The organism is Bacillus sp. BS3(2021) (genome assembly GCF_021043345.1).
Lineage (GTDB): Bacteria > Bacillota > Bacilli > Bacillales > Bacillaceae > Bacillus > Bacillus paralicheniformis.
Genome location: NZ_JAJNDM010000006.1, coordinates 90,235 through 114,092, shown reverse-complemented (window position 1 = coordinate 114,092; position 23,858 = coordinate 90,235). Strand labels below are relative to the sequence as shown.

Sequence of the window (23,858 nt, the reverse complement as noted above, 5' to 3'; positions counted from 1 at the left end):
AGGAAGTTTCCATAATGAACAAGAAGCTGCTGCTTGTAGACGGGATGGCTTTATTATTCCGGTCTTTTTTTGCGACTGCGGTGCACCGCAATTTTATGCTGAATGACAAAGGGGTGCCGACAAACGGGGTTCACGGCTTTTTAAAGCATCTGTTAACCGCGGTGTCTGCGTTTGAACCGAGTCATGTCGTCTGCTGCTGGGACATGGGAAGCAAAACGTACCGCAACGATTTATTTAAGGACTATAAAGCGAATCGCGGCGAGCCGCCTCTAGAATTGATACCGCAATTTGACATGGCAAAGGAAGCGGCGGAAGAGCTCGGGATTTTAAATATCGGCATTGCGGGCTATGAAGCCGATGACTGCATCGGCACGCTGTCAGCGATGTTCAGCGAAGAAGCGGAGATCACGATCGTCACCGGTGATAAAGATTTGCTTCAGCTTTTAACAGTCAATGTTAAAGTCGCCCTGCTACAAAAGGGAATCGGCAATTATAAAGTATACACGGAAGAATCATTCAGTGAAGAGACCGGTGTCGAGCCGAAGGCTTTGATTGACATCAAAGCGCTGATGGGTGATACAAGCGATAACTACCCGGGTGTAAAAGGCATCGGCGAAAAGACGGCCTACAAACTGATTAAGGAATATTCGACTGTTGACCGGCTGCTGGAAAACATCGGACAGCTGACAAAGGGTCAGCAGACGAAAATAACCGAATGTCTTGAAGACCTGAAGCTGTCCAGAATCCTTGCAGAAATCAAATGCGATGTACCGCTTTCCTGCTCATTGGACGACGCAGACTTCACCTTGATGCATGACAGGGCGAAAGCGATGCTGAGACTTCATCAAATACGGGGAATCGAACCGCTGCTGGTGAAATTCGAAAAAAGAGAGATCGGATAACCGATCTCTCTAATGTTTTGTATTGCTTTTTTTCGCCCGGTTTTCAAGCTCGGTTTTTGGGTCTGTATGCCGGTTATCCCGGTTTAATACAATATCTCCCTGGGGCGTGACACCGCCTGTCAGGCGGCCTCTTCCTGCTGAATGCTGTTTTTCCACATGAACCACCTCACTCGTTATGATGTGCAGCGGGAATGGATTTTACTCGGGGTGATTCAGCAATATCGCCTTTTTCGCAAGCTTGTCAGCCGCCTGGTTAGACTTCGAAGGAATCCACTTGATAAAAAATAAATCAAAATCGTTTTTTAAGCGGATGATTTCATCCAGATAAGGCTTAAATGCCTGATTTTTGACAAACTCCAAATCCGCCGTGCGCTCGACGATCTGCGAATCGGTCCGAAACGAAACGATCCGGTAGTTTCGTTCGGCGCACAGCTTCATTCCTTCGATCAGCGCCTTGAATTCCGCTTCATGATTGCTCAGTAAGCCGGCGGGAAGGGAGAAGGACTCGGTCTTCTGACCGTCTTTGATGAAAATGCCAAGTCCGGACGGTCCGGGATCACCCGCGCTTGCTCCGTCGATATAGACCTCAATCGGCATTGTTTCCGCTCCTTTCATCCAAAGGGGTGATTCTTTTAGCGGCATAAGCGTACGGCGCTGCGAAAACGGCGACAACGAATTTCAAGACATATGTCGTGATGAAAATCTGAATCCAGACATTCAGCGGATAAGCGCCCATAAATGCGACGCTTGTAAAAATCAATGTATCGAGCAGCTGGCTTAGGGCTGTGCTGCCGCTGTTGCGAAGCCACAGTGCCCGATCGGAAGGAAATAACCTTCTGATTCCCGAATATACATAAACATCAAGCGTTTGGCTGATGATATAGGCGAGCAGGCTGCCGAGCGCCACACGGGGCAAGAAGCCGAATATCGTCTCCAGCGCAGGCTGTGCAATGTCTTCCGGATGCGGCTTGAACAGAAGCGCTCCCTGCATGACGAGCGTCAAAGCAATCAGAATGAAAAAACCGATTGAAACGGCTTTTTTCGCTTCTTCCTTTCCGTATCTTTCATTGATGACGTCGGTCGCAAAAAATACGCTTCCGTACAGGATGTTGCCGAGTGTCGCGGTCAACCCGAACAGCTCGACCGTTTTGACCACCTCGATATTGGCGGCGGCTGTCGCAAAACCGATCCAGACAAATAAACCGGTTTTGCCAAATCGTTTAAAAAAGAAGAGAACAATGATAAAATTAATGATCGCAAAACTAATCCATAATATTTCGTTAAACAAGAACGAGTACTTCCTTTCTGAATAAACTGTTTTGATTATAGCATAACAAGCCATAATTTGAATAAAGGTGATTTTGTGAAACTGAGAGCAGGTATGAAAATCAAGATTAAAGGGTCTTCACCCATTCCTTTTACAGCTGATGAATGGATCGAGATGAAAGAGGCAGTGGCGGCTGGGCGTCAGCTTTCTCAAAGTCCGTATGTCACTGAACTTGAGTTTGAAGATGAGAAGGGCAGCTTTTGGACTCTGAAAGAGCTGGAAAAGCTGAAAGAAGAACTTGCGGCTGAACCGGATGAGATCACCGTCTATTTTGACGGCAGCTATGATAAAGAAAGTCAGCTCGCTGGTTTAGGCATTGTGATATATTACTCCCTCGGCGGGGATCGGTACCGATTGAGAAAGAACAAGAGCTTTCGGCTGACAACGAATAACGAGGCGGAATATGCGGCTCTCTCCGAAGCCGTTAAAGAGCTTAGAGACCTTGGGGCAAGCAGGAACTCCGTCGTCATAAAAGGGGATTCGCTCGTCGTGCTGAACCAGCTTGAAGGTAACTGGCCATGCTATGACCCCGTTCATTCGAAATGGCTGGACAGAATCGAGAGCCAGCTTCAAAAATTAAAGCTAACGCCCACCTATATTCAAATCAGCCGCAAAGACAACAAGGAAGCGGATCAGCTCGCAAAAAAAATGCTTGAGCATACCATTGTGGAAAGCCAAATCAAACTAGATGAATAACGGAGATGAACGTTTTGGATAAGAAAGAGATCTTTAAGGAACTCACACATTTGCAGGACACCTACTGTGAAGGGTGCTTCATTAAAAAACACTTCAGAAAAGAATACGGAAAAACGTATGCCCACGCATTTTGCATTTCAAAATGCACGGTCGGAGAAAAGCTCCGAACCTATGGAGACGTGCTGACAAACAAAAATTAAAAATTGATCCCCCCAATAAACCATCATCCTTGGGCCGCGCTAAAAAAACCGCTGAACGCGGTTTTTTTAATGCTGTGATTCGTCAAGCTGGTGCTGGCAATCATTTAAGATGTTGAGCTGTTCGTTTAAGAAGTCTTCATCCAGGGCGGATAGTTCCTCAGCCTGTGACAGCTGTCTGGCGTCTTCGATGGATTGATACGCCGATTTCAGCAAAGTGGAGCTCTTTTGCCTCGTCGCCATTCCCGTCGTCTTTTGGGCGGTTTCTACGGCTATTTCAAGCTGCTTGCGCTGATTAAATCCCGTTACAAGAGCATCGCGATGTTCTGAGTTCATGATCATACACCTCCGACAAGTATTTTTTCTAAAAAAGGCATTTTTATGTGTGAAATAGAAAAAATAAAGTAAAATTAATCCGATATAACTATTGAACCTAAAAAATATAAGTCTTTATTACTAATTTAGGTAATCATGAAAAAAAGGAGTCTGAGGAACAGTGGAAAGCAATGAACTGCAAACCGTTCTTCACAAGACATTTGTGGAGGTATATAAAGATCTTGAACAGCTCGTTGATATCGCGAAAAAGGGGCGTCCATCTCTCGAGAAGAACATTGAGGAAATCGAGCAAAGGTTGAAGCAAAATATACTGGCAATCGAAATTCAGCTGAAAATTAAATAGGAGAGGCAAAAAATGCCTCTCCTCTTATTTGAAGTCTCAATTGTCTTGATTTTGTTAAAGCTTTACAACGTTAGATGCTTGAGGTCCACGATTACCTTCAACAATCTCGAAAGAAACTTCTTGTCCTTCTTCTAGAGATTTGTATCCGTCACCTTCGATTGCAGTGAAATGAACGAATACATCGTCTCCGCCTTCAACTTCGATGAAGCCGAAGCCTTTTTCATTGTTAAACCATTTTACTTTACCGTTTTGCATATTGCTTAATCCTCCTAGTACTGTAGCACAATGTGCTAAAAAAAATTTTCATCATCTAACGGTGTTCTGCTAAATGATGGTTTCACTATACACTATCTATGGAGGCTTCGTCAAGCTGTCAAGAGAAAAAAATGAACTTTAATGCTTTTTTAAGGAATTTCTTTGAAATCGTTTTCAGTTTCTGGTTATTGATCATTATTTTTCGCAAAGTGGACGAAACATTTTAAGCGTCAGCCCGTATATAATAAAACCAATATCAGGAATGCGAAGAGGAGTGTTTATAGATGAACCGTTATTCGGTTGATGAGTTTGTATCCAAAACCCAGCAGGAAGACAAAGGGGAGGGGCTGTTTGAAATGGAAACACCCCGTCTCTTGGAAGTTAATCTCGATGGAAAAGTGTGGGCAAAGGCCGGTTCGATGGTTTCCTACAGGGGAAGAGTCAAATTTAAGCGTGAAGGGGTATTTGAACACGGAATTGGACGGATGGTGAAAAAAGTGTTCAGCGGAGAAGGGGCTGCACTGATGAAAGCGGAAGGAAACGGAAAGGTGTACCTCGCTGATCAAGGAAAGAAGATCTCCATCTTAAACTTGAAGGGGGACTCCATATTTGTGAACGGGCACGATCTGCTCGCATTTGAGCCGTCAATCCATTGGGACATCAAACTGATGAAAAGAATTTCCGGCATGCTGGCCGGCGGATTGTTTAACATTAAGCTTGAGGGAACTGGAATGGCTGCAATCACAAGCCATTACGAACCGCTCACTTTGATCGTAACCCCGGAAAGCCCAGTCTATACCGATCCAAACGCAACGGTTGCCTGGTCTGGAAGCCTTCAGCCTGAATTTGTGACAGATGTATCTTTTAAGACGTTCATCGGCAGGGGAAGCGGGGAATCGATCCAAATGAAGTTTTCAGGGAACGGGTTTGTCGTTGTGCAGCCGTTTGAAGAAGTTTATTACTCGGAATCTTAATATTAAACGAAAAAAACACTTGCAGGGCAAGTGTTTTTTTGACTCGGGCTTTTTTAGGACAGCGCCCGGACAGTCTGTTTTTTGTTCATGATGATTTCAGACTGCTCGATAATGTCCGTCAGGATGACTTCTGATGAATTGGATAAATGCAAGTTTTTAATGTTTTTCTTCATTTCGTTTAACTTTTTCTCATCAGCCAAAAGGGAGGAGACTGATTCAAGAATTTCCTCATGCCTGTTGACGACGATGGCAGCTCCTCTGTCTTCGAAGAACAGGGCATTTTCCTTTTCCTGCCCGGGAACAGGCTTGTAAAGGATGACGGGAACGCCGATTGCCGTGGCCTCCGTCAGGGTAATTCCGCCCGGCTTTGTGATCATGCAGTCAGCCACCCTGAACAGCTCGTCAATTCTTTCGATATAACCGAGTGATTTCAGCTTGTTTGGATAAAGGGCTTCAATGTCTTCCAGTGAAGATTTCAGCATCGTATTTTTTCCGCACACGACGACGACTTGAACATCCTCTTTCGTCACCAGAGATTCACACAGTTCCTTTACGTTTTTAAGAACCCCGTGTGCGCCTGCCATGATCAGCAATATCTTCTTGTCGGGAGACAGCTGATACTTCTCGTAGATTTTATCTTTGTCCATTTCTTCTTCAAACTGCCTGCGGATCGGAATACCCGTGATCTTGACATTGCTCGGGTGAGTGCCGATTTCGAGCAGTTTTTCCTTCACATAATCAGTGGCTACGTAATATTTGTCAATGTGTTCGTGGACCCAAATTTTGTGAAGGCAGAAATCCGTCATGACGTTAAAGGTCGGAATGACTTTTCCCATTCTCCGTCTGTATTCGGGTACGACAATCATTGGAAACGTATTGATGATGATGTCTGGCTGATGTTTTTTAACCAGTTGGTCCAGCCGTTTATTTCCCATTTTGAAATAAATATTAAACTTTCTTTTATTGTAAATTTTATCGACCCCATAGTAGAAAAGGCGATAAAACTGTTTACCGATTGAAAAGCTTTTCAGGTAGAGATACTGTGTGATCTCTGACACAATCGGGTTTGATTCTTGATACAAATTCGAAACAGTTACATTCTTAAAACCGAGCCGTTCGCACTCTTGGTAGAGCGTTTTGGCTACTTGAACATGGCCATTTCCGTAATTTGCAGTCAAAATTAATATATTTTTATTGGTATTCAAGCATATTCACCTCAATTAATTCAAACAGCAAGAGCTAAAATGGTAAAAAAACAGGAGTCAATGTCCACACATACCATACCATAAATATTATTTTAATTATAAATGAAGAACAAAAATTAAGGTATTTTTAAAGTATGGATCGGCAGGAAAGCACTGGGTTCCTTATTATTCCTGCTTTCGCGGCCAAGCCGAACCCCCTTATGGAAGACTAACCCAACTGTATTTTAACACATTTTGAATGTCTTGCATCAGACCAGGGCATGAGAATTTCATTTCCACTCGTACGGTGTTTCCTGGTAAACGTAATAATTCAGCCAGTTCATGAACAAAAGAGTCGCGTGAGCTTTCCAGCGGTTTACAGGCGCCGCACCGTCCGGCCCGTCTTTAAAATAATTCACCGGCGGATCAATGTCCATGTTTCTGGCCAAATCCCTTTCATACTCTTCTTTAAGAGTATCTGTATCATACTCAGGATGTCCAGTTAAAAAAACTTGTTTTTCATCTTTTGAAGCAATTAAACAGACGCCCGCTTCATCGGATACGCTGAGCACTTTTAAATGAGAAACGGCTTTTAGGTCATCCATATTTATATCTGTATGCCTTGAATGCGGGACATAGTAGAACTCTTCAAAGCCTCTGACCAGTCTTTCATTTTTCTCCATTATTCTGTGTTCGAAAACGCCAAATGTTTTTTTCGGCAGTTTGACTTTGCGAATTCCGTAATGATGATAAAGCCCCGCCTGCGCTCCCCAGCAGATGTGAAGCGTTGACGTGACATGCGTTTTGCTCCACTCTAAAATCTCCTGAAGTTCTTTCCAATAGGACACTTCCTCATACTCCAGGTGCTCGATCGGCGCGCCGGTAATGATCATGCCGTCAAATTTTCTGTTCCTGATCGAAGAAAAAGTTGTATAAAACTGTTCCAAATGCTGCCTTGGTGTATGTTTTGGCGTGTGTGTAGACGGTATTAAAAAAGTGAAATATACCTGTAAAGGAGAATTTCCGAGCATTCTGAGCAGCTGTGTCTCGGTCCTGATTTTCTGCGGCATCAGATTAAGAATCACAATATTTAAAGGTCTGATGTCCTGATGAAAAGCCCGTTTTTCATCCATGACAAAAATATTTTCACTTTCAAGAATCTGCTTCGCTGGCAAATTGATAGGTATGTTGATAGGCAACACGCCACCTCCGGTTTTCTCCGCTGATTTTTCTTCATTATAGGAACTTTTTGGCGATATTTCAATGTGTGAATTGTGTTACAATGAAAGAAGTGTGCGAAAAATATGGAAAATCATCGTGTGATGAACCAAAAGGAGGATCCTCTTGCAAATGAAATCCCATCTATCAGACATAGAAATCGCCCAAAGTACGGAATTAAAACCGATTGCCGAAATTGCACGGAAGCTCAATATAAATGACGATGAAATAGAGTGTTTTGGTTGCACAAAAGCGAAAATTTCTTTAAAAATTTTTGAGCGTTTAAAAGAAAAAAACGATGGACAGGTGATTTTGGTAACCTCCATCAACCCGACCCCGGCCGGCGAAGGGAAGTCGACTGTCACCGTCGGATTGAGCCAGGCGCTCTGGCAGATTGGCAAAAAATCGATCGTTGCACTGAGGGAACCTTCACTCGGTCCGACAATGGGACTGAAAGGCGGGGCTGCCGGAGGAGGATATTCCCAGGTTCTTCCGATGGAGGATATCAATCTTCACTTTACAGGAGATATGCATGCGATCACAGCTGCGAACAACGCTTTGGCGGCTTTTATAGACAATCATATTCATCAGGGAAACGAATTAAACATCGATATTAGAAAAATCGTCTGGAAAAGGACGCTTGACCTCAATGACAGGGCGCTGCGCGAAACCGTTGTCGGCTTAGGCGGAAAAGCGAACGGATTTCCCCGGGAAGACGGCTTTGACATTACTGTCGCATCGGAAATCATGGCCGTTTTATGCCTGGCCGGAGACTTGGCCGATTTAAAAAGACGTCTGGCAGCAATGATCGTTGCCTACACTGTTGACGGACAGCCGGTGACGGCCGGCATGCTCGGTGTTCAGGGAGCGCTCGCTCTCCTGTTAAAAGATGCCATCAAACCAAACCTTGTTCAGACTGTTGAAGGAACACCGGCGCTCGTCCACGGAGGCCCGTTTGCAAACATCGCACACGGGGCGAACAGTTTGATCGCGACTAAAACGGCGGCGAAACTGGCTGATTATGTCGTGACTGAAGCGGGATTTGGCGCGGATTTGGGTGCGGAAAAATTCATGCACATCAAAACGAGAGCCGGCGGGTTCACCCCGGGAGCGGTCGTGATCGTCGCCACCGTAAGAGCGCTGAAAATGCACGGCGGAATGCCTCTCGCCGATTTGAAGCAAAAAGACGTAAACGCATTAAAAAGCGGAATCGCAAACCTTGCCAAGCATATCGAAACGATAGACGCCTTCGGTCTTCCGTACGTTGTGGCCGTCAACAGGTTCGTACACGATGCGGAGGATGAGCTTGAGACGGTTCTTGGCTGGTGCAGGGACAACGGGCATCCGGCTGCACTGTGCAATGTTTGGGAAGAAGGCGGAAAAGGCGGGATTGACCTGGCAAGGGAAGTCATTCATGTCATGGAGCAAAAGGACAATCATTTTTCCTATTTATACGAATTAACCGACTCGATCGAAGACAAATTAGCCAAAATTTCCCGCACCGTTTATGGAGCCGAGGGGGTAGAGTTTACCGAAAAGGCGAAAAAGCAGCTGCTGGAATTGAAAAAGAACGGATTGGACGTGCTGCCAGTATGCGTGGCCAAAACTCAGTATTCTTTATCAGATGATCCGGGGAAAATTGGCAGGCCGAAAGGTTTCAGCATCACCGTCCGTGAATTAAAACCATCGAGGGGCGCGGGATTTATCGTCGCTTTAACTGGCAGCATTTTAACAATGCCCGGGCTGCCGAAACATCCTGCTGCACTTAAAATGGATGTCGGTGAAGACGGCAGGGCCAAAGGTTTATTCTAAAAAGGAGGGACCGTCATGTCCATTTACGATATCAGCGTCAAGACGATTAAAGGCGAGGACACGACACTGCGGCCGTATAAAGGCAAAGTGCTTCTTATCGTCAACACGGCCTCAAAGTGCGGATTTACACCCCAATATCAACAGCTTCAAGACTTGTATGAAACATATAAAGACCGGGGGCTTGAGATTCTGGGCTTTCCCAGCAACCAATTCATGAATCAGGAGCCTGGCGATGAAAAAAGCATAGAAGAATTTTGCAGCGTAAACTACGGGGTCACGTTTCCGATGTTTTCGAAGGTGAATGTAAAAGGAGATCAAATCCACCCGCTGTTCCGCCACTTGACGAACAAGGCGAAGGGCATGCTTGGAACAAAAGCGGTCAAATGGAATTTCACAAAATTTCTCGTTGATCAAACCGGGGAGAACGTTGAGCGTTTTTCACCGCAAACCAATCCAAAGGAGATGGAGGAGGCCATTCAGAAATGGCTGGGCTGAATCAGGAACAAACAGAACAGATCCGCTTGATGTCCGAATGGGTAAGAAAAAAGCTCGCAGCCGAAGGGACAGGACATGACTGGCTGCATATCGAAAGGGTTCGGAACATAAGCCTTCAGATTGCAAAAGAAGAGGGTGCAGACCTGTTTGTGACCGAAGCTTCCGCCCTTCTCCACGATATGATTGATGTAAAGCTGGACGATGAACACCGGGTTCCGCTAGATGAGTTGAAAAGGCGCCTCTCAGAAGACTGGAAGGTCGATCCTGGAACGGTTGACGGGATTCTTGCCATCATCACAAGAATGTCATTCAGAGACAGAGAAAAATATAAAGACGAACGCCTTTCAAAAGAAGGTATGGCAGTTCAGGATGCCGATCGGCTTGATGCGATCGGCGCCGTCGGGATCGCCAGGGCTTTGATGTATGCAGGGGCAAAGGGTCATCTCCTCTACGGGAGCGCCAATGCGCCTACTGCTGTCGGCCACTTTTACGAGAAGCTTCTCCTTTTAAAAGATTTGATGAATACAAAGACGGGACGGATGCTCGCGGAAAAAAGGCATCAGCTGATGCTCGAATTTCTCGGCGAACTGGAAAATGAATGCGCCTTCTCCGGAGAAAGCCGCCTTGATAGATCAGGACCGGGGGTTATGGTAGAATAAGACCGGATCTTTTAACAGAGGGGGACAATGATGAAAATTAAATCGATAGAACCGACACCGAGCCCGAATACAATGAAGGTGATTTTGACCGAAGAACTGCCGGGCGGAAAAAGCAATAATTATAAAAAGGACCATGCGGAAGGCGCGCCTCCCGTCATCCAAGAGGTTTTAAACATAGAGGGAGTAAAAGGCGTCTACCATGTGGCCGATTTTATCGCTGTCGAGCGCAATGCGAGATTTGACTGGAAAGACATCCTCCCTGCCGTGCGTGCTGCTTTCGGAATGGGCGAAGCCGAAGAGGCGGGGGGCCGTTCCGAAGAAAAAGAATCGTTTGGCGAAGTTAAAGTCTTCGTGCAAATGTTCAGCGGGATACCGATGCAGGTGAAATTGACCGACGGCGAGCGCGAGGAGCGCTTCGGCCTTCCAGAACGTTTCCAAGAAGCGATCTTGAAGCTTAAAACTGCGTCTTCCAACGTCGTGCTCGAACGGTCTTGGAAAGAGCAAGGCGTCAGATTCGGCGATTTTTCAGAAATCGGCCGTGAAGTAACGGAAGAGCTTGAGGCGGCTTACGATGAGGAGCGCCTGCGGAAGCTGACGGAATCAGCCGCATCAAGCGATGCTGAGGATAAACGCGCGGCTGTGCAGCGAAAGTCTTACCGGGTAACGCTTGAAATGATGGATGAGGAAGATTGGCAAAAACGCTATGCCCATCTTGAACAAATGGATCCGGATGAAAAGGACATTCCAGTACTCGAAAAAGCGCTCAATGACCCGAAAACATCGATCAGAAGACTTGCTGTCGTTTATTTGGGCATGATCGAAACGCCTGCGGTGCTTCCTCTTTTATATCAAGCACTCGAAGACAAAACGATCACGGTCAGAAGAACAGCCGGTGATTGTCTGTCAGACATCGGAAACCCGGAAGCGATTCCGGCAATGATCAAAGCGCTCAAGGACCCGAGCAAGCTTGTGCGCTGGAGAGCCGCCATGTTTCTGTACGAAGTCGGCGATGAGAGCGCGCTTCCCGCTTTAAAAGAAGCTGAAAACGATCCCGAATTTGAAGTCAGCCTTCAAGTCAAAATGGCGGTCGAACGGATCGAATACGGTGAAGAAGCGAAAGGCTCCGTATGGAAGCAAATGACGGAAAGCCGCAAAAAAGACGGCTGACAAGGACGCTGGAAACAGCGTCTTTTTTTATGCCTTAAGCTCTTCGCTCTGAAGCGGCGATCCATCCGGGAATTTTGAAAAAAGTCACGCGTCTTGTTATAAAATATCACTTTTTCTATAAAAATATTTCGAATATTGTTGAAAAACACGCTGAAAATATATATAGTAGTTAGCAATCATATGGAATGTGGAGGTTCTGATTCATGGGGAATGATTTACAGATGAAGATCAAAACAACCGTCATCTTGCGGATCAGTCCGGCAAGCGGTTAGCAGACAGTTTTTTAAAACTGAATATTCAGAAAATATAGAATGTAAATACGAAGATGTTTAGGAGGATCACGATGACAGGTTTACGCAGTGACATGATTACAAAAGGGATCGACAGAGCGCCGCACCGCAGTTTGCTGCGCGCGGCTGGGGTAAAAGAAGAGGACTTCGGCAAACCGTTTATTGCCGTTTGCAACTCATATATCGATATCGTACCGGGTCATGTCCATTTGCAGGAGTTTGGAAAAATCGTCAAAGAGGCGATCAGAGAGGCCGGCGGTGTTCCGTTTGAATTTAATACAATCGGGGTCGACGACGGAATTGCGATGGGGCACATCGGAATGAGATATTCTCTTCCGAGCCGCGAAATCATCGCCGATTCAGTGGAAACGGTTGTATCAGCGCACTGGTTTGACGGAATGGTATGTATTCCAAACTGCGATAAAATCACGCCGGGTATGATCATGGCAGCAATGCGGATCAATATTCCGACCGTGTTTGTCAGCGGGGGGCCGATGGAAGCGGGAAGAACGAGCGACGGACGGAAAATCTCGCTTTCCTCTGTATTTGAAGGCGTTGGCGCTTATCAATCAGGCAAAATCGATGAGAAAGGGCTTGAGGAGCTTGAACAGTTCGGCTGTCCGACATGCGGATCATGCTCGGGCATGTTCACGGCCAACTCGATGAACTGCCTTTCTGAAGCTCTTGGCATCGCCATGCCGGGCAACGGCACCATTTTGGCGACATCGCCCGACCGCAGGGAATTTGCCAAACAGTCGGCCCGCCAGCTGATGGAGTTGATCAAGTCGGATATTAAACCGCGCGACATCGTGACCGAAAAAGCGATCGACAACGCGTTCGCTTTAGACATGGCGCTCGGTGGATCAACGAATACGATCCTTCATACGCTTGCGATCGCCAATGAAGCGGGGGTCGACTACTCGCTTGAACGGATCAATGAGGTAGCGGCAAGGGTTCCGCATTTATCAAAGCTTGCGCCGGCTTCCGATGTGTTTATTGAAGATTTGCATGAAGCTGGAGGCGTATCAGCAGTCTTAAACGAGCTGTCGAAAAAAGAAGGCGCGCTTCACTTGGATACGCTGACCGTAACGGGAAAAACGCTTGGCGAAAATATTGCCGGGCGCGAAGTGAAAGATTACGAGGTCATTCATCCGATCGATCAGCCGTTTTCAGAGCAAGGCGGACTCGCCGTCCTGTTCGGCAACCTGGCGCCTGACGGTGCGATCATTAAAACCGGCGGCGTCCAAGACGGGATTACCCGCCATGAAGGACCTGCGGTTGTCTTTGACTCACAGGAAGAAGCGCTTGACGGCATCATTAACCGTAAAGTAAAAGCGGGAGATGTCGTCATCATCCGCTATGAAGGTCCTAAAGGCGGACCGGGAATGCCTGAAATGCTTGCACCGACTTCGCAGATCGTCGGAATGGGCCTCGGTCCGAAAGTTGCTTTAATTACCGACGGCCGCTTTTCCGGAGCCTCCCGCGGTCTTTCGATCGGCCACGTTTCGCCAGAAGCAGCCGAAGGCGGCCCGCTTGCTTTCGTAGAAAACGGCGACCATATCATTGTTGATATCGAAAAGCGGATTTTAAACATCGAAATCTCCGATGAAGAGTGGGAAAAAAGAAAAGCAAACTGGCCCGGATTTGAACCGAAAGTGAAAACGGGCTATCTCGCCCGGTATTCAAAGCTGGTGACATCTGCCAATACCGGCGGCATTATGAAAATCTAGCGGTTTTTTCGCCCGGTGTTTGAAATTCAGCCCCCGCTGTAGTATCCTTGACATCAGTAGCAAGGTTTATAGAGGGGGCTTTTTAATATGTCAACAGCTTATGAAGAATACATGCGCCAGCTCGTTCTTCCGATGCGTCAGGAATTGGTGCAGGCCGGCTTTAAAGAGTTATCGACCGCGGAAGAAGTTGAGACATTCATGGAAGGTGCAGAAGGCACGACTTTCGTCGTCGTCAATTCAGTCTGCGGATGTGCCGCAGGGCTGGCGAGACCGGCAGCCGTTCAGGCCGTCTCCGGAAGCGAAAACGGGCCTGATGAGACCGTTACAGTCTTTGCCGGACAGGACCGCGAAGCAACGGCGAAAATGAGGGAATACTTCGAAGGATATGAACCGTCTTCACCTTCAATGGCACTGCTGAAAGGCAAAGAAGTCGTTCATTTCATTCCTCGTGAACAGATTGAAGGCCGTGAAATGACGGAGATTATGAAAAACATCACGGACGCTTTTGAAAAACATTGCTAAAATGCCCTTTGAAGGGCATTTTTTACGGAGAAAAACATGATTGTCACAACAAGCTACAGACCGACTGAAAACACGGTTTTAACGGCGGAAAAAATCAGCCGGACGCTCGGCGCCCGCTTTTCCGAACGGAGAAAACGGCCGATTCGCCAAATCCGGGAGACAGAGCAGGAAGATGTTCTCGTGGTTGGAAAAGAGCGCTTCGAGCTGTATCATTCAGAAGGCGAAAAGTTCTTTTTCCACCCGAACTCTGCGATGTTCCGGGCGAAGCGCATGTTAAGAGGCGAACCGGATCCTTTTGTCGAAGCTGCACAAGTTGAACCGGGAGACAAGCTGCTCGATTGTACGCTCGGCCTTGGATCAGATGCCATCATTGCAAGCCTTGCCGCTGGCGAACAAGGCGAGGTGTGCGGAATTGAAAAAAGCCCGCTCCTCGCTTTTCTTGTCGAGGCGGGACTTCAATCGTGGGAGACAGGCCTTGACGCTTTGGATCAGGCGATGAAAAGGATTCGGGTTCATTCCGGCGACAGCTTTGAATATCTGCTGGAGCTTGATGATGATTCAGCAGATATCGTCTACTTTGACCCGATGTTTGATGATGGAATCGAAGAATCAAACGGCATCGCCCCTTTAAGAAAGTGGGCGCATTCCGAGTTTACGCTTGACGGTGCTTTAAATGAAGCCCTTCGGGTCGCCAGAAAAAGAGTGGTCCTGAAAGACCACTGGAAAAGTCCGCGCTTCGAAAAATACGGATTTCGCGTAAAAAAACGCAAAACGGCCCTGTTTCATTACGGTGTTCTCGAAAAATGAAATCCCAAGGCATATACCTTGGGATTTTTTAATCTGCGATTTCCATGACGATAAAATAAGCGAGGGTAATCAGTGAAGCGGTTATAAAAAGACCTTCAATCATGAACGATCACTCCCAATTTTGGAATTTTCATCTTTGATTGTAAACGTTTTATCGCCAAAAGAAAAGGCGTTTTGTTTATTTGCACCGTCACTTTATGAATGACTGAAAATTCAACCTATGATAGAATAAGAGAAAACGAGAAAGCGATCCAAAAGGGGACTAACCAGTCATGAAGATGTGGATGAGAAAAGCGCTTGTCACATTATTTACAATTGCAACGTTCGGCCTTGTATCTCCTCCTGCGGCATTAATGGCGGACAAGCCGCAGGAGCATCAGAGCATGAAAGAATCCGGGTATACAGCTGTTTATCAAAAGCAGGAAGAGCCCGAACTTGAAGAAGACGGCGAATCCAAATCTTCATTTGACAGCTACAAGGATGAACTGCTCAATGAAGCAGAAGATCTGTCATTCGTAAAATTCGGCAGCAGGATATCGCCGGTCATCGAAGACGAGTACAGGGAAGAAGTGCTTCCAAAGGTCGAGGAGATCATCGTCAGCCATCTCATGACAATGCAGGACAATGACGCTTACCAGGATCTTGTCATTTCCAAAACGCCGACGGCGGGGAAGTCGGAGAGAATCTTCCACGTTTACAACCGGAAAACGGGGGAGGATGTGCTGAGGTTCCATGTGCGCAGGGACAAGCCGCCGCATAAAGGGTACTGGTTTAACTTTCATTATCATACTGCCGAAGACGGCTTTCAAAAACATCACGATCTCGGAAGCATATACTGGGACCGCAATACACCGCCTAACTGGATGAGCCACTAAAGGAGATTGATGCAGATGAAGAAGTATACGATGAATGAAATGGTGCACTTAACGAAAAATATGCTGAATGAGCGCGGGGTTACGATTGAGGATATTGCACTGATCGTACAAAAGCTGCAGGAAAAATACCATCCTGATCTGTCGCTTGCTGTATGCGTTGAGAATGTCGAAAAGGTCTTAAACAAAAGGGAAATCGTTCATGCCGTGTTAACGGGGATAGCGCTTGACCAGCTTGCCGAGAAAAAGCTATTGCCTGAACCGCTTCAATATTTGGTCGAAACGGATGAACCCCTTTACGGGATCGACGAGATTATTCCGCTTTCCATCGTAAACGTCTACGGTTCGATCGGCTTGACGAACTTCGGCTATCTGGATAAAGAAAAGTTCGGCATCATTAAAGAACTGGACGACTGTCCGGACGATGAGGTTCACACGTTCCTTGATGATATCGTCGCTGCCTTGGCGGCAGCTGCTGCAAGCCGAATTGCCCATTCGCATCAGGATCTTGAGGATGAAGAAAGAACAGACGGACAGAGCGTTGCGAAAAGCCGTTGAAAGACCTCGCCCTCCCCGCCATCAGGCGGGGTTTTTTTATGCCGATATTTTATGTCTTTTCCCGAAAAATGTCTTGTTTTCGAAAGGTTAAACAAGATACACTACAAAAGGATGAAAAAAATGAAACATCATGCGGATATATCCCGTCATATGTTAGAGAACCGGAATTGAACAAAACGGGGAATGACACCAATGCATTCGGGCGGCCTGATCAGAATGAAAACCTCGAAGAAAGGTTTCCTCTCATCACAGCTTTAACCTCCATCTTCATGCATCATGTTCACAGATGATCACACAAAGAGATGAGCATCATCCGGCATTATTTCGCTACAAACATCATAAGGGGGCTTTAAATTAATGATTTCATTGATTACCGCCATGGACAGAAACCGCCTGATCGGCAAAGATAATGATCTGCCATGGCATCTGCCGCAGGATTTGAAGTATTTTAAAGAGGTGACGAAAGGACACGCCGTGATCATGGGGAGAAAGACGTTTGAATCCATCGGCAAACCTTTGCCTCACCGGGAGAACATCATCGTCACATCCAATAAAGAACTGGATATTCCGAATTGTCAGGTGATGCACTCGGCAGAAGAAGCGGTGCGGTTTGCGAAAAACAAAAACGAAGAATGTTTTGTCATCGGCGGTTCAACACTGTACGCGGAGATTCTGCCTTTTGCGGACAAGCTGTATGTGACAAAAATCGATGAAACCTTTGAAGGGGACCGGTATTTTCCTGAATTCAGCGAAGCTGAGTGGGAAATCGTTTCGAGGCGGAAAGGCCTGAAAGATGACAAAAATCCATATGACTACGAATTCCTCGTTTATCAAAGAAAAGGATAGAGGAGAGGATTTTCATGTTTCGCTATTGTTTTTTATGGATGTATTCGGCCTATATGTTCATCAAGCATATCAAGCTCCTGCAGGCGCTACAGACACTTGACCCGCGCCTTTCGTACGCCAATCAGATGGAAGCTGTCTTTGATAAGCCGAAAGCTTTTTTACGGGGGTGCATCGGCTTAACCGGTTCGACCGTTTCCATCCATCAGAATGGAAGATCCCCGGCTGGCCCCGTCCTTTACGTGCATCCAAAGCTCGGCCTGTCAGAGCTCGCCGTGCTGCTCGGACACCTTGATAAAACGGCTTCGTTTTTTGCTGATCCGCGCGCCTTTCGTTATCCGCTGCTCAGCAGCTGGCTCAATAAAATGGCCGCGGTCAAAAAAAGCGCCGACAAGGAAGCATCACTTGAAAAAGTGGAAGAGATCGTCAGGAAAGGCCAAAGCTTTATTCTGTCTGAAGATGACGGGCTCGATTACAAATCTTTATCCAAAAAGCTCGGCATTCCGATCGTTGCAGTCGAAACAGCCGGTACGGAAGACATGAAGAAAGGCAAGTTGTTCAAGAGGCTGAGACCTGCTGATATCGACTTGACGATCTACCCGGCATACGTCCTAACCGAAAACAAACAGCTTCGGGCATAAAAAAACCAGGCTTCCTTTATGGGAGCCTGGTTTTCGCCGTTTATGATATAAACGGCACCTTTGCCACGTAGAAAAGCACGCAGAAAAACATGGAGGCGCTGCCGCCGAGTACGAAGGTGTGCCAAATCGCATGATGATACGGGATCTTTCTCCATAAATAAAAGATCGTTCCGACAGAATACAATATTCCCCCTAAGAGCAGCAGGGCGAATCCTTCTCCGGTCAAGGCCGTATAAAGCGGCTTGATCGCAATAATCGCCATCCAGCCCATCACAAGATACACCAGCGTGCTGACCACGATAAATCGTTTCACAAAAAAGATTTTAAATACAACTCCGCCAATCGCAAGTCCCCAGACGACCGCAAGCATTGTATAGCCGAGCGTGCCTTTCAAAGGTCCGAGGAGCAGCGGTGTGTATGTACCCGCAATCAGTACGTAGATGGCTGAGTGATCGATGATCTCAAGAATATCTTTTGTTTTTTGGTGCTGAATGCTGTGCAGAAGGGTCGAACTTAAATACAGGAACAGCATGGAAGCGCCGAAAATCGAAAAGCTGACAACATCCACCGGACTTCCGTAGCGAATCGCAAATATCACCAAAAATACGATGGCGGGTATGGAGAGGAGAACGCCGAGCCCATGGGTAATTGCATTCGCAATTTCTTCTTTAATCGTGTACATACCAAGACACCCTTTCTATTCTTGAATAATGTGATGCTTTAAAGAGCTTAAAAAGCGGAGGCCTTCAAGCGTGATTTTTGTCCCGGCTCTTCCGCGGCCCTTTGTAATAAACTCTCTTTTTTCCAAATAATCCAATCTGCTGCGCACTTGCTGGGGGGTAAGCTCCGACTTGCCGTTTTTGCTCAGTTCAGACAGAACTCTGCGGCTGGCAGGCTCTCCTTTTTCATTTAATTGCTTGACTGCATCGAGCAAAAACGCAAACTCCTCTTTTTCCATTAAAGTCAGTGATGTTGAAGCCGTTTTTTTATCTTTTGGCTTCTTCTTTTCGATTTGTTCTCTTAACGCCGGCGGAGTGTCGTAAAGCTGAATCGTTTTCCCGTCTGAGACGGTTTTCATATAATCCGTCATGTTTTTGAGTTCTCTGACGTTCCCCTCAAACTCATGCTGCTCTAAAGCCTTCCAAACGACCGGTTCGACATATATGTCATGATCCCCGCTTTTTAAAAAATGATGCACGAGAAGGGGGATGTCGCTTCGCCGTTCAGCAAGGGGGGGAAGCGGAAGGTCGAGCACATTGAGCCTGTAGTACAAGTCCTTGCGGAATTCGCTGCTTTCAATCCGTTCACCGAGCGGCACGCTTGAGGTGACAATCAGTCTTTTTGGCATCCCTTTTTCAATGGCTGCCAAAAGCTTGCCCTGGAGAGGCAAGGAAAGCCCCCACACTTCGTCGAGAAACAAGGTTCCGGATTCATTCATCTCTGAAAGAAAAAAGTCTTCAGCCGCTTCATCTTCATTCAGCGTGCTGCAGCTTACGTGTGTGAAGGGATCATGGTTGAAAGATGATCCGGAATGAATGGCTTTGGCGAACAGCTCTTTGCCTGTGCCTGTTTCTCCATGAATCAGAATCGGATGGGAAGAGGCTGCAAATTGTATCGCTCTGTTTTTCGTTTGCAAAAAGGAATCGCATTCCCCGATCAGCTCGGAGAACCCTATGGATGGGTACGTGTGTTTAATCATGGCGGATCTCCTTTTGGTTCTAATTGGTTCTATTATAACACCCAATTAGAACAAATAAAGAGTTTTTTGAAAAAAAGTATATTTGGCTGCACATTAAGAATCGAAAAGAACTCCGTATATATTGAGAAAGTGTATAATATTCTGTAAATAACAAAGAATTGCCCTTTAAATTTTGAATATTCATGATATAATGGCGTATTAAATAAAGCTTTATACAGAAAGGATCTTATACATGAAACCGTTGCTTAAAGAAAACTCTCTCATCCAAGTCAAAGACATTTTAAAAGCCCATCAAAATGTAAAAGATGTTGTCATTCATACCCCCCTCCAAAAAAATGAGAGGCTCTCCGAGAGGTACGATTGCAACGTATATTTAAAAAGAGAAGACCTGCAGGTTGTCCGCTCTTTTAAACTGAGAGGCGCCTATTATAAAATGAAGCAGCTTTCAAAAGAAACGACGAAAAACGGGGTCGTCTGCGCCAGTGCAGGAAACCATGCGCAGGGGGTCGCTTTTTCCTGTAAACATCTCGGTATTCACGGAAAGATTTTTATGCCGTCGACGACTCCGAGGCAAAAAATTTCTCAAGTCGAATTGTTCGGCAAGGAATACATCGAGATCATCCTGACAGGCGACACGTTCGATGATGCATATCAAAGCGCAGTCGCCTGCTGCGAGGAAGAAAAACGGGCATTTATCCACCCGTTTGACGATCCTGCCGTCATGGCCGGACAGGGAACGGTTGCGGTCGAAATCTTAAACGATATCGAAACAGAACCCCATTATTTATTTGCAAGTGTAGGCGGCGGCGGCCTGCTTTCAGGAGTGGGAACCTACATGAAAAACGTGTCCCCGGATACAAAGCTGATCGCGGTTGAGCCCAAAGGCGCGCCGGCTCTATTTGAATCAAACAAAAAAGGCGAAGTCGTGACCCTCGAGAAAATCGATAAATTTGTAGACGGAGCCGCCGTGCAAAAAATCGGCGAAGAGACATTTAAAACGCTTGAAACCGTTGTAGATGATATTTTGCTCGTTCCCGAAGGAAAGGTATGTACCGCGATTCTTGAGCTGTACAACCAATGCGCGATTGTCGCCGAGCCTGCGGGAGCGCTGCCGATCGCCGCTTTAGACCTTTACAGGGATGAAATCAAAGGAAAGAATGTCGTATGCATTGTGAGCGGAGGAAACAACGATATCGGCAGAATGCAGGAAATCAAAGACAGATCGATGATGTATGAAGGACTCCAGCATTATTTCATCGTGAACTTCCCGCAAAGGGCGGGAGCTTTGCGCGAATTTCTAGATGAAGTGCTCGGGCCGACCGATGATATCACCCGGTTTGAATATACGAAGAAAAATAATAAAAGCAGCGGCCCTGCGCTCGTCGGCATCGAATTGAAACAGCGCGAAGACTACGAGCCGCTGATTGCGAGAATGGACCGCAAAGGCTTCCGCTATGTCGAAGTGAATAAAGATGAAGGCCTCTTTCATTTGCTGATTTAAGAAATTTTTTTGAAAACACGCATAAATCAAAGACAACGGCTCCTGAGATTATGTATAATAAAGAAAATATCTCATAAATGAGGATTGATAGCTTGTTACTTAAAAGCCTGGAGTTCAAACGTTCGGATGGACAGAAGGTGAAGGTGACGGAAATACCCCTGCTGAAGGAGGACGACCCGCATTTTTTTATGGCCAGTCTGAGGCTCGAAATCTTTTTAAAGACACTCTATTGCTCAAAGCGGAAAAAAAACGTCTACTCCTTTAGGGACTACTTAAAGAGAGCATTGAAATGGCAGGATTACCTCGCCATTTATCAAGAGGAAGAATTGAAGCATAATGCATAAGAATTGATAGCATTCTTTGCCGGCCCATGAAGACAGCCAAATCCGCTTGGAAAAGGGCGGAAGACGGCATTCGGCCGGCAAAGAATTTTTCATGCCGAATTTGGCCTCACTAGGAAATTCACCATTTGAACCGACAGGATGTGAAGGGAATTGCCAAGCATTAAAATTGTAACGGACTCAACAGCTGACTTGAGCGAAGAACTGCTCAGAGAATATCATATTTCCGTTCTCCCGCTCTCGATATCAATCGACGGCATTGTTTACAGAGACAGGTTCGATATTCAGCCGGACGAATTTATTGAGAAAATGGAGAGCGCCGCAGAACTCCCGAAAAGTTCACAGCCGCCTTTAGGCGCTTTTATCAAACTGTACGAAGAGCTGACCGCTGACGGAAGCGAAGTGATCAGCATCCATCTCTCAAGCCAATTGAGCGGGACATACCAGACGGCTGTAAGCGCTTCAAACATGGTCGACGGGAATATTACGGTGATTGATTCCATGTATATTTCAAAAGGCCTCGGCTTTCAGGTCGTACGAGCCGCCTTGCTGGCCGAAGAGGGAATGACGGCCGAAGCGATTGTAAAAGACCTGGAGAACTTGCGCGACCGGACATCCCTCTATGTGACAATTGATCATTTTGATAACTTGATCAAAGGCGGCCGCATCGGGAAAGGAAAAGCGCTGATCGGCTCATTGCTCAAGGTTAAGCCGATCGCGAGGCTTGAGGACGGAATCTATACGCCTGAAAAAAATGTCAGGAGCACCAGTCAGCTTATCCGTTATTTAACGGGTCAATTTCTTTCCGCGGTGAAGGGAAGGACGGTGCAAGCGATCGGAATCGCCCATGCCGATGCACTCGACCTTGCTCATAGGCTGAAAGACTCTTTGCTTGAACATATCCCGGGAATCGATATTGATATTGCGTACACAACGCCGATTATCTCTGTTCATACCGGAAAAGGAGCGATCGGTTTTACTTTTTACACCGATTGAAAAAGGGGATGGAAGGATTGAAAAACGTTTTTGGCATTTTCCTTGCAGGTATTCTCACAGTGTTTCTTTCGTCCTGCGGAACTAGCAAGATTGAAAATTCTTTAAACTATGACGTACAATCTTTTTCTTTTCAAAATCAAGACGGGAAAACCGTGTCTCTTGAAAGTTTAAAAGGCCAGGTGTGGGTGGCCGACTTTATATTTACAAACTGTAAAACGATCTGTCCGCCGATGACTTCACATATGGCTGAACTGCAAAAACAAATGGAAGAGGAAAACCTGCAGGCCCGCATCGTCTCATTCAGCGTTGACCCCGAAAATGACACGCCGGAAAAGTTGAAAAAATTTGCGGCCAACTATCCGCTCAATTTTCAAAACTGGGATTTTTTAACCGGATACTCGCAGGAGGAAATCGAAAAATTTGCGCTGAAAAGCTTTAAATCAATCGTGAAAAAACCTGAAGATGAGGATCAGGTGATTCACCAATCGTCATTTTATCTAGTCGATCAAAACGGCAAAGTCGTCAAGGATTATGACGGTGCAAAAAATACGCCGTACGATGAAATCATCGCCGATATTAAGACGCTGGAAAACCGTTGATAAAAACGGGCGCCTGCCGCTGAAGCCTGCTTCCTGACCACGGAAACAGGCTTTTTTTTACACCTGTCAAATCATTTTCAAAAGAATCAAAACATGGTACACTTTTTTTTAGGTATCTAGAAGGAAGGGGCATCATTTTTGAACATACGGTTTATAACAGTCATGATGGCCCTCGTCTGTCTGCTTTCAGCCTGTACGGAATGGAATGCGGGCGTTGAAAAAACATCGGTCTCCCCTAAGCGCGATATCGTGATTGCAGCAGTGGGCGATTCTCTGACAGAGGGGGTAGGCGATCAAGAGAAGAAAGGCTATGTCGGCATGGTGGCCGACGAGCTTGAAAGCCGGAGCGATGTGAAGTCCGTAACGGTCAAAAATTATGCCGTTAAAGGCTCCCGGACTGATCAGCTGCTTGAAAGATTAAAAGAAAAAGAAGTACAAGAGGGCCTGAAAGATGCAGACTACATTTTGTTTACAATAGGGGGCAACGACCTGATGAAAGTCGTCCGCCAAAACTTCGCGCACTTAACGCTTACACCTTTCCGCGTTGAACAAAAACTGTTTGAAAAGCGGTTTTCGAATATTTTAGCGGAAATTAGAGAGCAAAACGCCAGCGCTGAGTTGATTTATGTCAGCATGTATAATCCGTTTAAGTTTACGCTGTCTGAACTGAGGGAAATTGACCAAGTCGTAGACGAATGGAATGAAGGAGCAGAAAAAAGCCTGAAAAAGGTCTCCAACACGAAAATAGCGAATATCGCTGATATTTTTGAGGAATACAGCGATGAAAAGAAGATTGCAAAAGATGAGTTTCATCCTAATCAATACGGATATTCTTTAATAGCGAAACGCGTTTACGAACAAATTAAAAACGAAGACCCCCAAGCAGAATAAGGT

Annotated in this window: 30 protein-coding genes; 21 read left to right on the top strand and 9 right to left on the bottom strand. The window is 46.2% G+C overall.

What is annotated here, in order from left to right; translation table 11 throughout:
- The first annotated feature begins 14 nt into the window (after positions 1–14).
- Positions 15–902, top strand: coding sequence for a 5'-3' exonuclease (locus LQ247_RS14695; RefSeq protein ID WP_020451896.1), 888 nt, complete (start codon positions 15–17; stop codon positions 900–902).
- A 9-nt stretch (positions 903–911) separates the two neighbouring features.
- Here the strand turns inward: LQ247_RS14695 and sspL are convergent, their stop codons facing one another.
- The 3 genes from sspL to LQ247_RS14680 are packed head-to-tail and all read right to left on the bottom strand — an operon-like array spanning position 912 to position 2,190.
- Complete coding sequence (gene sspL / locus LQ247_RS14690) at positions 912–1,058, bottom strand: small, acid-soluble spore protein L (protein WP_003182847.1); 147 nt, start codon at positions 1,056–1,058, stop codon at positions 912–914.
- A 42-nt stretch (positions 1,059–1,100) separates the two neighbouring features.
- Complete coding sequence (locus LQ247_RS14685; RefSeq protein WP_020451895.1) at positions 1,101–1,499, bottom strand: reverse transcriptase-like protein; 399 nt, start codon at positions 1,497–1,499, stop codon at positions 1,101–1,103.
- Complete coding sequence (locus LQ247_RS14680) at positions 1,489–2,190, bottom strand: queuosine precursor transporter (RefSeq protein ID WP_023857402.1); 702 nt, start codon at positions 2,188–2,190, stop codon at positions 1,489–1,491. Before LQ247_RS14680 ends, LQ247_RS14685 begins: the two co-directional genes overlap by 11 nt.
- Before the next feature lie 75 nt (positions 2,191–2,265).
- Between LQ247_RS14680 and LQ247_RS14675 the strand changes: the two genes are divergently transcribed.
- Together LQ247_RS14675 and LQ247_RS14670 are read left to right on the top strand one after the other, a co-directional pair.
- Positions 2,266–2,925 carry a reverse transcriptase-like protein gene (locus LQ247_RS14675; RefSeq protein WP_020451893.1) on the top strand — a complete coding sequence of 220 codons (660 nt, stop codon included), beginning with the start codon at positions 2,266–2,268 and terminating at the stop codon, positions 2,923–2,925.
- Between the two features lie 14 nt (positions 2,926–2,939).
- Positions 2,940–3,125, top strand: a complete 186-nt coding sequence (locus LQ247_RS14670) for a zinc-finger domain-containing protein (protein WP_003182841.1) — start codon at positions 2,940–2,942, stop codon at positions 3,123–3,125.
- 66 nt (positions 3,126–3,191) lie between these two features.
- Here LQ247_RS14670 and LQ247_RS14665 read toward each other — a convergent pair whose 3' ends face one another.
- Complete coding sequence (locus LQ247_RS14665; protein WP_231006211.1) at positions 3,192–3,458, bottom strand: DUF2564 family protein; 267 nt, start codon at positions 3,456–3,458, stop codon at positions 3,192–3,194.
- A 160-nt stretch (positions 3,459–3,618) separates the two neighbouring features.
- Here LQ247_RS14665 and LQ247_RS14660 point away from each other — a divergent pair, with 160 nt between their 5' ends.
- Positions 3,619–3,801: a hypothetical protein gene (locus LQ247_RS14660; protein WP_003182837.1), complete on the top strand. Its 183-nt coding sequence runs from the start codon at positions 3,619–3,621 to the stop codon at positions 3,799–3,801.
- Positions 3,802–3,855: 54 nt separating this feature from the next.
- Here the strand turns inward: LQ247_RS14660 and cspD are convergent, their stop codons facing one another.
- On the bottom strand, positions 3,856–4,056 hold the full coding sequence (gene cspD, locus LQ247_RS14655) for a cold-shock protein CspD (RefSeq protein WP_003230776.1): 201 nt from the start codon (positions 4,054–4,056) through the stop codon (positions 3,856–3,858).
- A gap of 284 nt (positions 4,057–4,340) precedes the next feature.
- Here cspD and LQ247_RS14650 point away from each other — a divergent pair, with 284 nt between their 5' ends.
- Positions 4,341–5,030: an AIM24 family protein gene (locus LQ247_RS14650; RefSeq protein ID WP_020451891.1), complete on the top strand. Its 690-nt coding sequence runs from the start codon at positions 4,341–4,343 to the stop codon at positions 5,028–5,030.
- Between the two features lie 53 nt (positions 5,031–5,083).
- On the opposite strand, the gene LQ247_RS14645 is transcribed toward LQ247_RS14650, so the two are convergent.
- Together LQ247_RS14645 and metA are read right to left on the bottom strand one after the other, a co-directional pair.
- Positions 5,084–6,235, bottom strand: coding sequence for a diglucosyl diacylglycerol synthase (locus LQ247_RS14645; RefSeq protein ID WP_020451890.1), 1,152 nt, complete (start codon positions 6,233–6,235; stop codon positions 5,084–5,086).
- A gap of 269 nt (positions 6,236–6,504) precedes the next feature.
- Entirely contained in the window at positions 6,505–7,413 is a 909-nt protein-coding gene (gene metA, locus LQ247_RS14640; RefSeq protein ID WP_020451889.1) for a homoserine O-acetyltransferase MetA, read from the bottom strand.
- Between the two features lie 151 nt (positions 7,414–7,564).
- Here metA and LQ247_RS14635 point away from each other — a divergent pair, with 151 nt between their 5' ends.
- From LQ247_RS14635 to LQ247_RS14585, 11 genes are all read left to right on the top strand, one after another.
- Positions 7,565–9,244, top strand: a complete 1,680-nt coding sequence (locus tag LQ247_RS14635) for a formate--tetrahydrofolate ligase (RefSeq protein WP_101561244.1) — start codon at positions 7,565–7,567, stop codon at positions 9,242–9,244.
- 15 nt (positions 9,245–9,259) lie between these two features.
- On the top strand, positions 9,260–9,739 hold the full coding sequence (locus LQ247_RS14630) for a glutathione peroxidase (RefSeq protein WP_020451887.1): 480 nt from the start codon (positions 9,260–9,262) through the stop codon (positions 9,737–9,739).
- Positions 9,727–10,398, top strand: coding sequence for an HD domain-containing protein (locus LQ247_RS14625; RefSeq protein ID WP_026579411.1), 672 nt, complete (start codon positions 9,727–9,729; stop codon positions 10,396–10,398). The genes LQ247_RS14630 and LQ247_RS14625 overlap by 13 nt, the downstream gene beginning before the upstream one ends.
- 30 nt (positions 10,399–10,428) lie before the next feature.
- Positions 10,429–11,565: a conserved virulence factor C family protein gene (locus tag LQ247_RS14620; RefSeq protein WP_096748197.1), complete on the top strand. Its 1,137-nt coding sequence runs from the start codon at positions 10,429–10,431 to the stop codon at positions 11,563–11,565.
- Between the two features lie 343 nt (positions 11,566–11,908).
- Positions 11,909–13,585 (top strand): dihydroxy-acid dehydratase, encoded by a 1,677-nt coding sequence (gene ilvD / locus LQ247_RS14615; RefSeq protein ID WP_020451884.1) that lies wholly within the window; start codon positions 11,909–11,911, stop codon positions 13,583–13,585.
- An 87-nt stretch (positions 13,586–13,672) separates the two neighbouring features.
- A complete protein-coding gene (locus tag LQ247_RS14610) occupies positions 13,673–14,107 on the top strand; it encodes a BrxA/BrxB family bacilliredoxin (RefSeq protein ID WP_025811259.1) in 435 nt (144 codons plus the stop codon).
- 36 nt (positions 14,108–14,143) lie between these two features.
- A complete protein-coding gene (locus LQ247_RS14605) occupies positions 14,144–14,914 on the top strand; it encodes a class I SAM-dependent methyltransferase (RefSeq protein WP_035399808.1) in 771 nt (256 codons plus the stop codon).
- 272 nt (positions 14,915–15,186) lie between these two features.
- Complete coding sequence (locus tag LQ247_RS14600) at positions 15,187–15,789, top strand: YpjP family protein (RefSeq protein WP_023857393.1); 603 nt, start codon at positions 15,187–15,189, stop codon at positions 15,787–15,789.
- A gap of 15 nt (positions 15,790–15,804) precedes the next feature.
- A complete protein-coding gene (locus LQ247_RS14595; protein WP_025811261.1) occupies positions 15,805–16,344 on the top strand; it encodes a phosphatidylglycerophosphatase A family protein in 540 nt (179 codons plus the stop codon).
- 357 nt (positions 16,345–16,701) lie between these two features.
- Positions 16,702–17,190, top strand: a complete 489-nt coding sequence (locus LQ247_RS14590; protein WP_020451878.1) for a dihydrofolate reductase — start codon at positions 16,702–16,704, stop codon at positions 17,188–17,190.
- 14 nt (positions 17,191–17,204) lie between these two features.
- The gene (locus tag LQ247_RS14585) at positions 17,205–17,828 is read left to right on the top strand and encodes a 1-acyl-sn-glycerol-3-phosphate acyltransferase (RefSeq protein ID WP_231006208.1); all 624 of its coding nucleotides are present in this window, start codon (positions 17,205–17,207) and stop codon (positions 17,826–17,828) included.
- A gap of 40 nt (positions 17,829–17,868) precedes the next feature.
- Here LQ247_RS14585 and trhA read toward each other — a convergent pair whose 3' ends face one another.
- Entirely contained in the window at positions 17,869–18,510 is a 642-nt protein-coding gene (gene trhA / locus LQ247_RS14580; RefSeq protein WP_020451876.1) for a PAQR family membrane homeostasis protein TrhA, read from the bottom strand.
- A gap of 15 nt (positions 18,511–18,525) precedes the next feature.
- Positions 18,526–19,527: a sigma 54-interacting transcriptional regulator gene (locus LQ247_RS14575; RefSeq protein WP_023857390.1), complete on the bottom strand. Its 1,002-nt coding sequence runs from the start codon at positions 19,525–19,527 to the stop codon at positions 18,526–18,528.
- 232 nt (positions 19,528–19,759) lie between these two features.
- Here LQ247_RS14575 and ilvA point away from each other — a divergent pair, with 232 nt between their 5' ends.
- The 5 genes from ilvA (at position 19,760) to LQ247_RS14550 (ending at position 23,855) form a co-directional block, all read left to right on the top strand.
- Complete coding sequence (gene ilvA, locus LQ247_RS14570; RefSeq protein ID WP_020451874.1) at positions 19,760–21,028, top strand: threonine ammonia-lyase IlvA; 1,269 nt, start codon at positions 19,760–19,762, stop codon at positions 21,026–21,028.
- A gap of 92 nt (positions 21,029–21,120) precedes the next feature.
- On the top strand, positions 21,121–21,372 hold the full coding sequence (locus LQ247_RS14565; RefSeq protein ID WP_020451873.1) for a YpmP family protein: 252 nt from the start codon (positions 21,121–21,123) through the stop codon (positions 21,370–21,372).
- Positions 21,373–21,522: 150 nt separating this feature from the next.
- On the top strand, positions 21,523–22,365 hold the full coding sequence (locus LQ247_RS14560; RefSeq protein WP_020451872.1) for a DegV family protein: 843 nt from the start codon (positions 21,523–21,525) through the stop codon (positions 22,363–22,365).
- An 8-nt stretch (positions 22,366–22,373) separates the two neighbouring features.
- A complete protein-coding gene (locus LQ247_RS14555; RefSeq protein ID WP_280639422.1) occupies positions 22,374–22,964 on the top strand; it encodes an SCO family protein in 591 nt (196 codons plus the stop codon).
- A 138-nt stretch (positions 22,965–23,102) separates the two neighbouring features.
- On the top strand, positions 23,103–23,855 hold the full coding sequence (locus LQ247_RS14550; RefSeq protein ID WP_020451870.1) for an SGNH/GDSL hydrolase family protein: 753 nt from the start codon (positions 23,103–23,105) through the stop codon (positions 23,853–23,855).
- Positions 23,856–23,858 lie beyond the last annotated feature (3 nt).

Bases quoted from the DNA above. Each gene is read 5' to 3' on its own strand.
- LQ247_RS14695 (WP_020451896.1), top strand. From the start codon at position 15: ATGAACAAGAAGCTGCTGCTTGTAGACGGGATGGCTTTATTATTCCGG.
- LQ247_RS14685 (WP_020451895.1), bottom strand. From the start codon at position 1,499: ATGCCGATTGAGGTCTATATCGACGGAGCAAGCGCGGGTGATCCCGGA.
- LQ247_RS14665 (WP_231006211.1), bottom strand. From the start codon at position 3,458: ATGAACTCAGAACATCGCGATGCTCTTGTAACGGGATTTAATCAGCGC.
- cspD (WP_003230776.1), bottom strand. From the start codon at position 4,056: ATGCAAAACGGTAAAGTAAAATGGTTTAACAATGAAAAAGGCTTCGGC.
- LQ247_RS14650 (WP_020451891.1), top strand. From the start codon at position 4,341: ATGAACCGTTATTCGGTTGATGAGTTTGTATCCAAAACCCAGCAGGAA.
- LQ247_RS14635 (WP_101561244.1), top strand. From the start codon at position 7,565: ATGAAATCCCATCTATCAGACATAGAAATCGCCCAAAGTACGGAATTA.
- LQ247_RS14630 (WP_020451887.1), top strand. From the start codon at position 9,260: ATGTCCATTTACGATATCAGCGTCAAGACGATTAAAGGCGAGGACACG.
- LQ247_RS14625 (WP_026579411.1), top strand. From the start codon at position 9,727: ATGGCTGGGCTGAATCAGGAACAAACAGAACAGATCCGCTTGATGTCC.
- LQ247_RS14620 (WP_096748197.1), top strand. From the start codon at position 10,429: ATGAAAATTAAATCGATAGAACCGACACCGAGCCCGAATACAATGAAG.
- ilvD (WP_020451884.1), top strand. From the start codon at position 11,909: ATGACAGGTTTACGCAGTGACATGATTACAAAAGGGATCGACAGAGCG.
- LQ247_RS14610 (WP_025811259.1), top strand. From the start codon at position 13,673: ATGTCAACAGCTTATGAAGAATACATGCGCCAGCTCGTTCTTCCGATG.
- LQ247_RS14605 (WP_035399808.1), top strand. From the start codon at position 14,144: ATGATTGTCACAACAAGCTACAGACCGACTGAAAACACGGTTTTAACG.
- LQ247_RS14600 (WP_023857393.1), top strand. From the start codon at position 15,187: ATGAAGATGTGGATGAGAAAAGCGCTTGTCACATTATTTACAATTGCA.
- LQ247_RS14595 (WP_025811261.1), top strand. From the start codon at position 15,805: ATGAAGAAGTATACGATGAATGAAATGGTGCACTTAACGAAAAATATG.
- LQ247_RS14590 (WP_020451878.1), top strand. From the start codon at position 16,702: ATGATTTCATTGATTACCGCCATGGACAGAAACCGCCTGATCGGCAAA.
- LQ247_RS14585 (WP_231006208.1), top strand. From the start codon at position 17,205: ATGTTTCGCTATTGTTTTTTATGGATGTATTCGGCCTATATGTTCATC.
- trhA (WP_020451876.1), bottom strand. From the start codon at position 18,510: ATGTACACGATTAAAGAAGAAATTGCGAATGCAATTACCCATGGGCTC.
- LQ247_RS14575 (WP_023857390.1), bottom strand. From the start codon at position 19,527: ATGATTAAACACACGTACCCATCCATAGGGTTCTCCGAGCTGATCGGG.
- ilvA (WP_020451874.1), top strand. From the start codon at position 19,760: ATGAAACCGTTGCTTAAAGAAAACTCTCTCATCCAAGTCAAAGACATT.
- LQ247_RS14555 (WP_280639422.1), top strand. From the start codon at position 22,374: ATGGAAGGATTGAAAAACGTTTTTGGCATTTTCCTTGCAGGTATTCTC.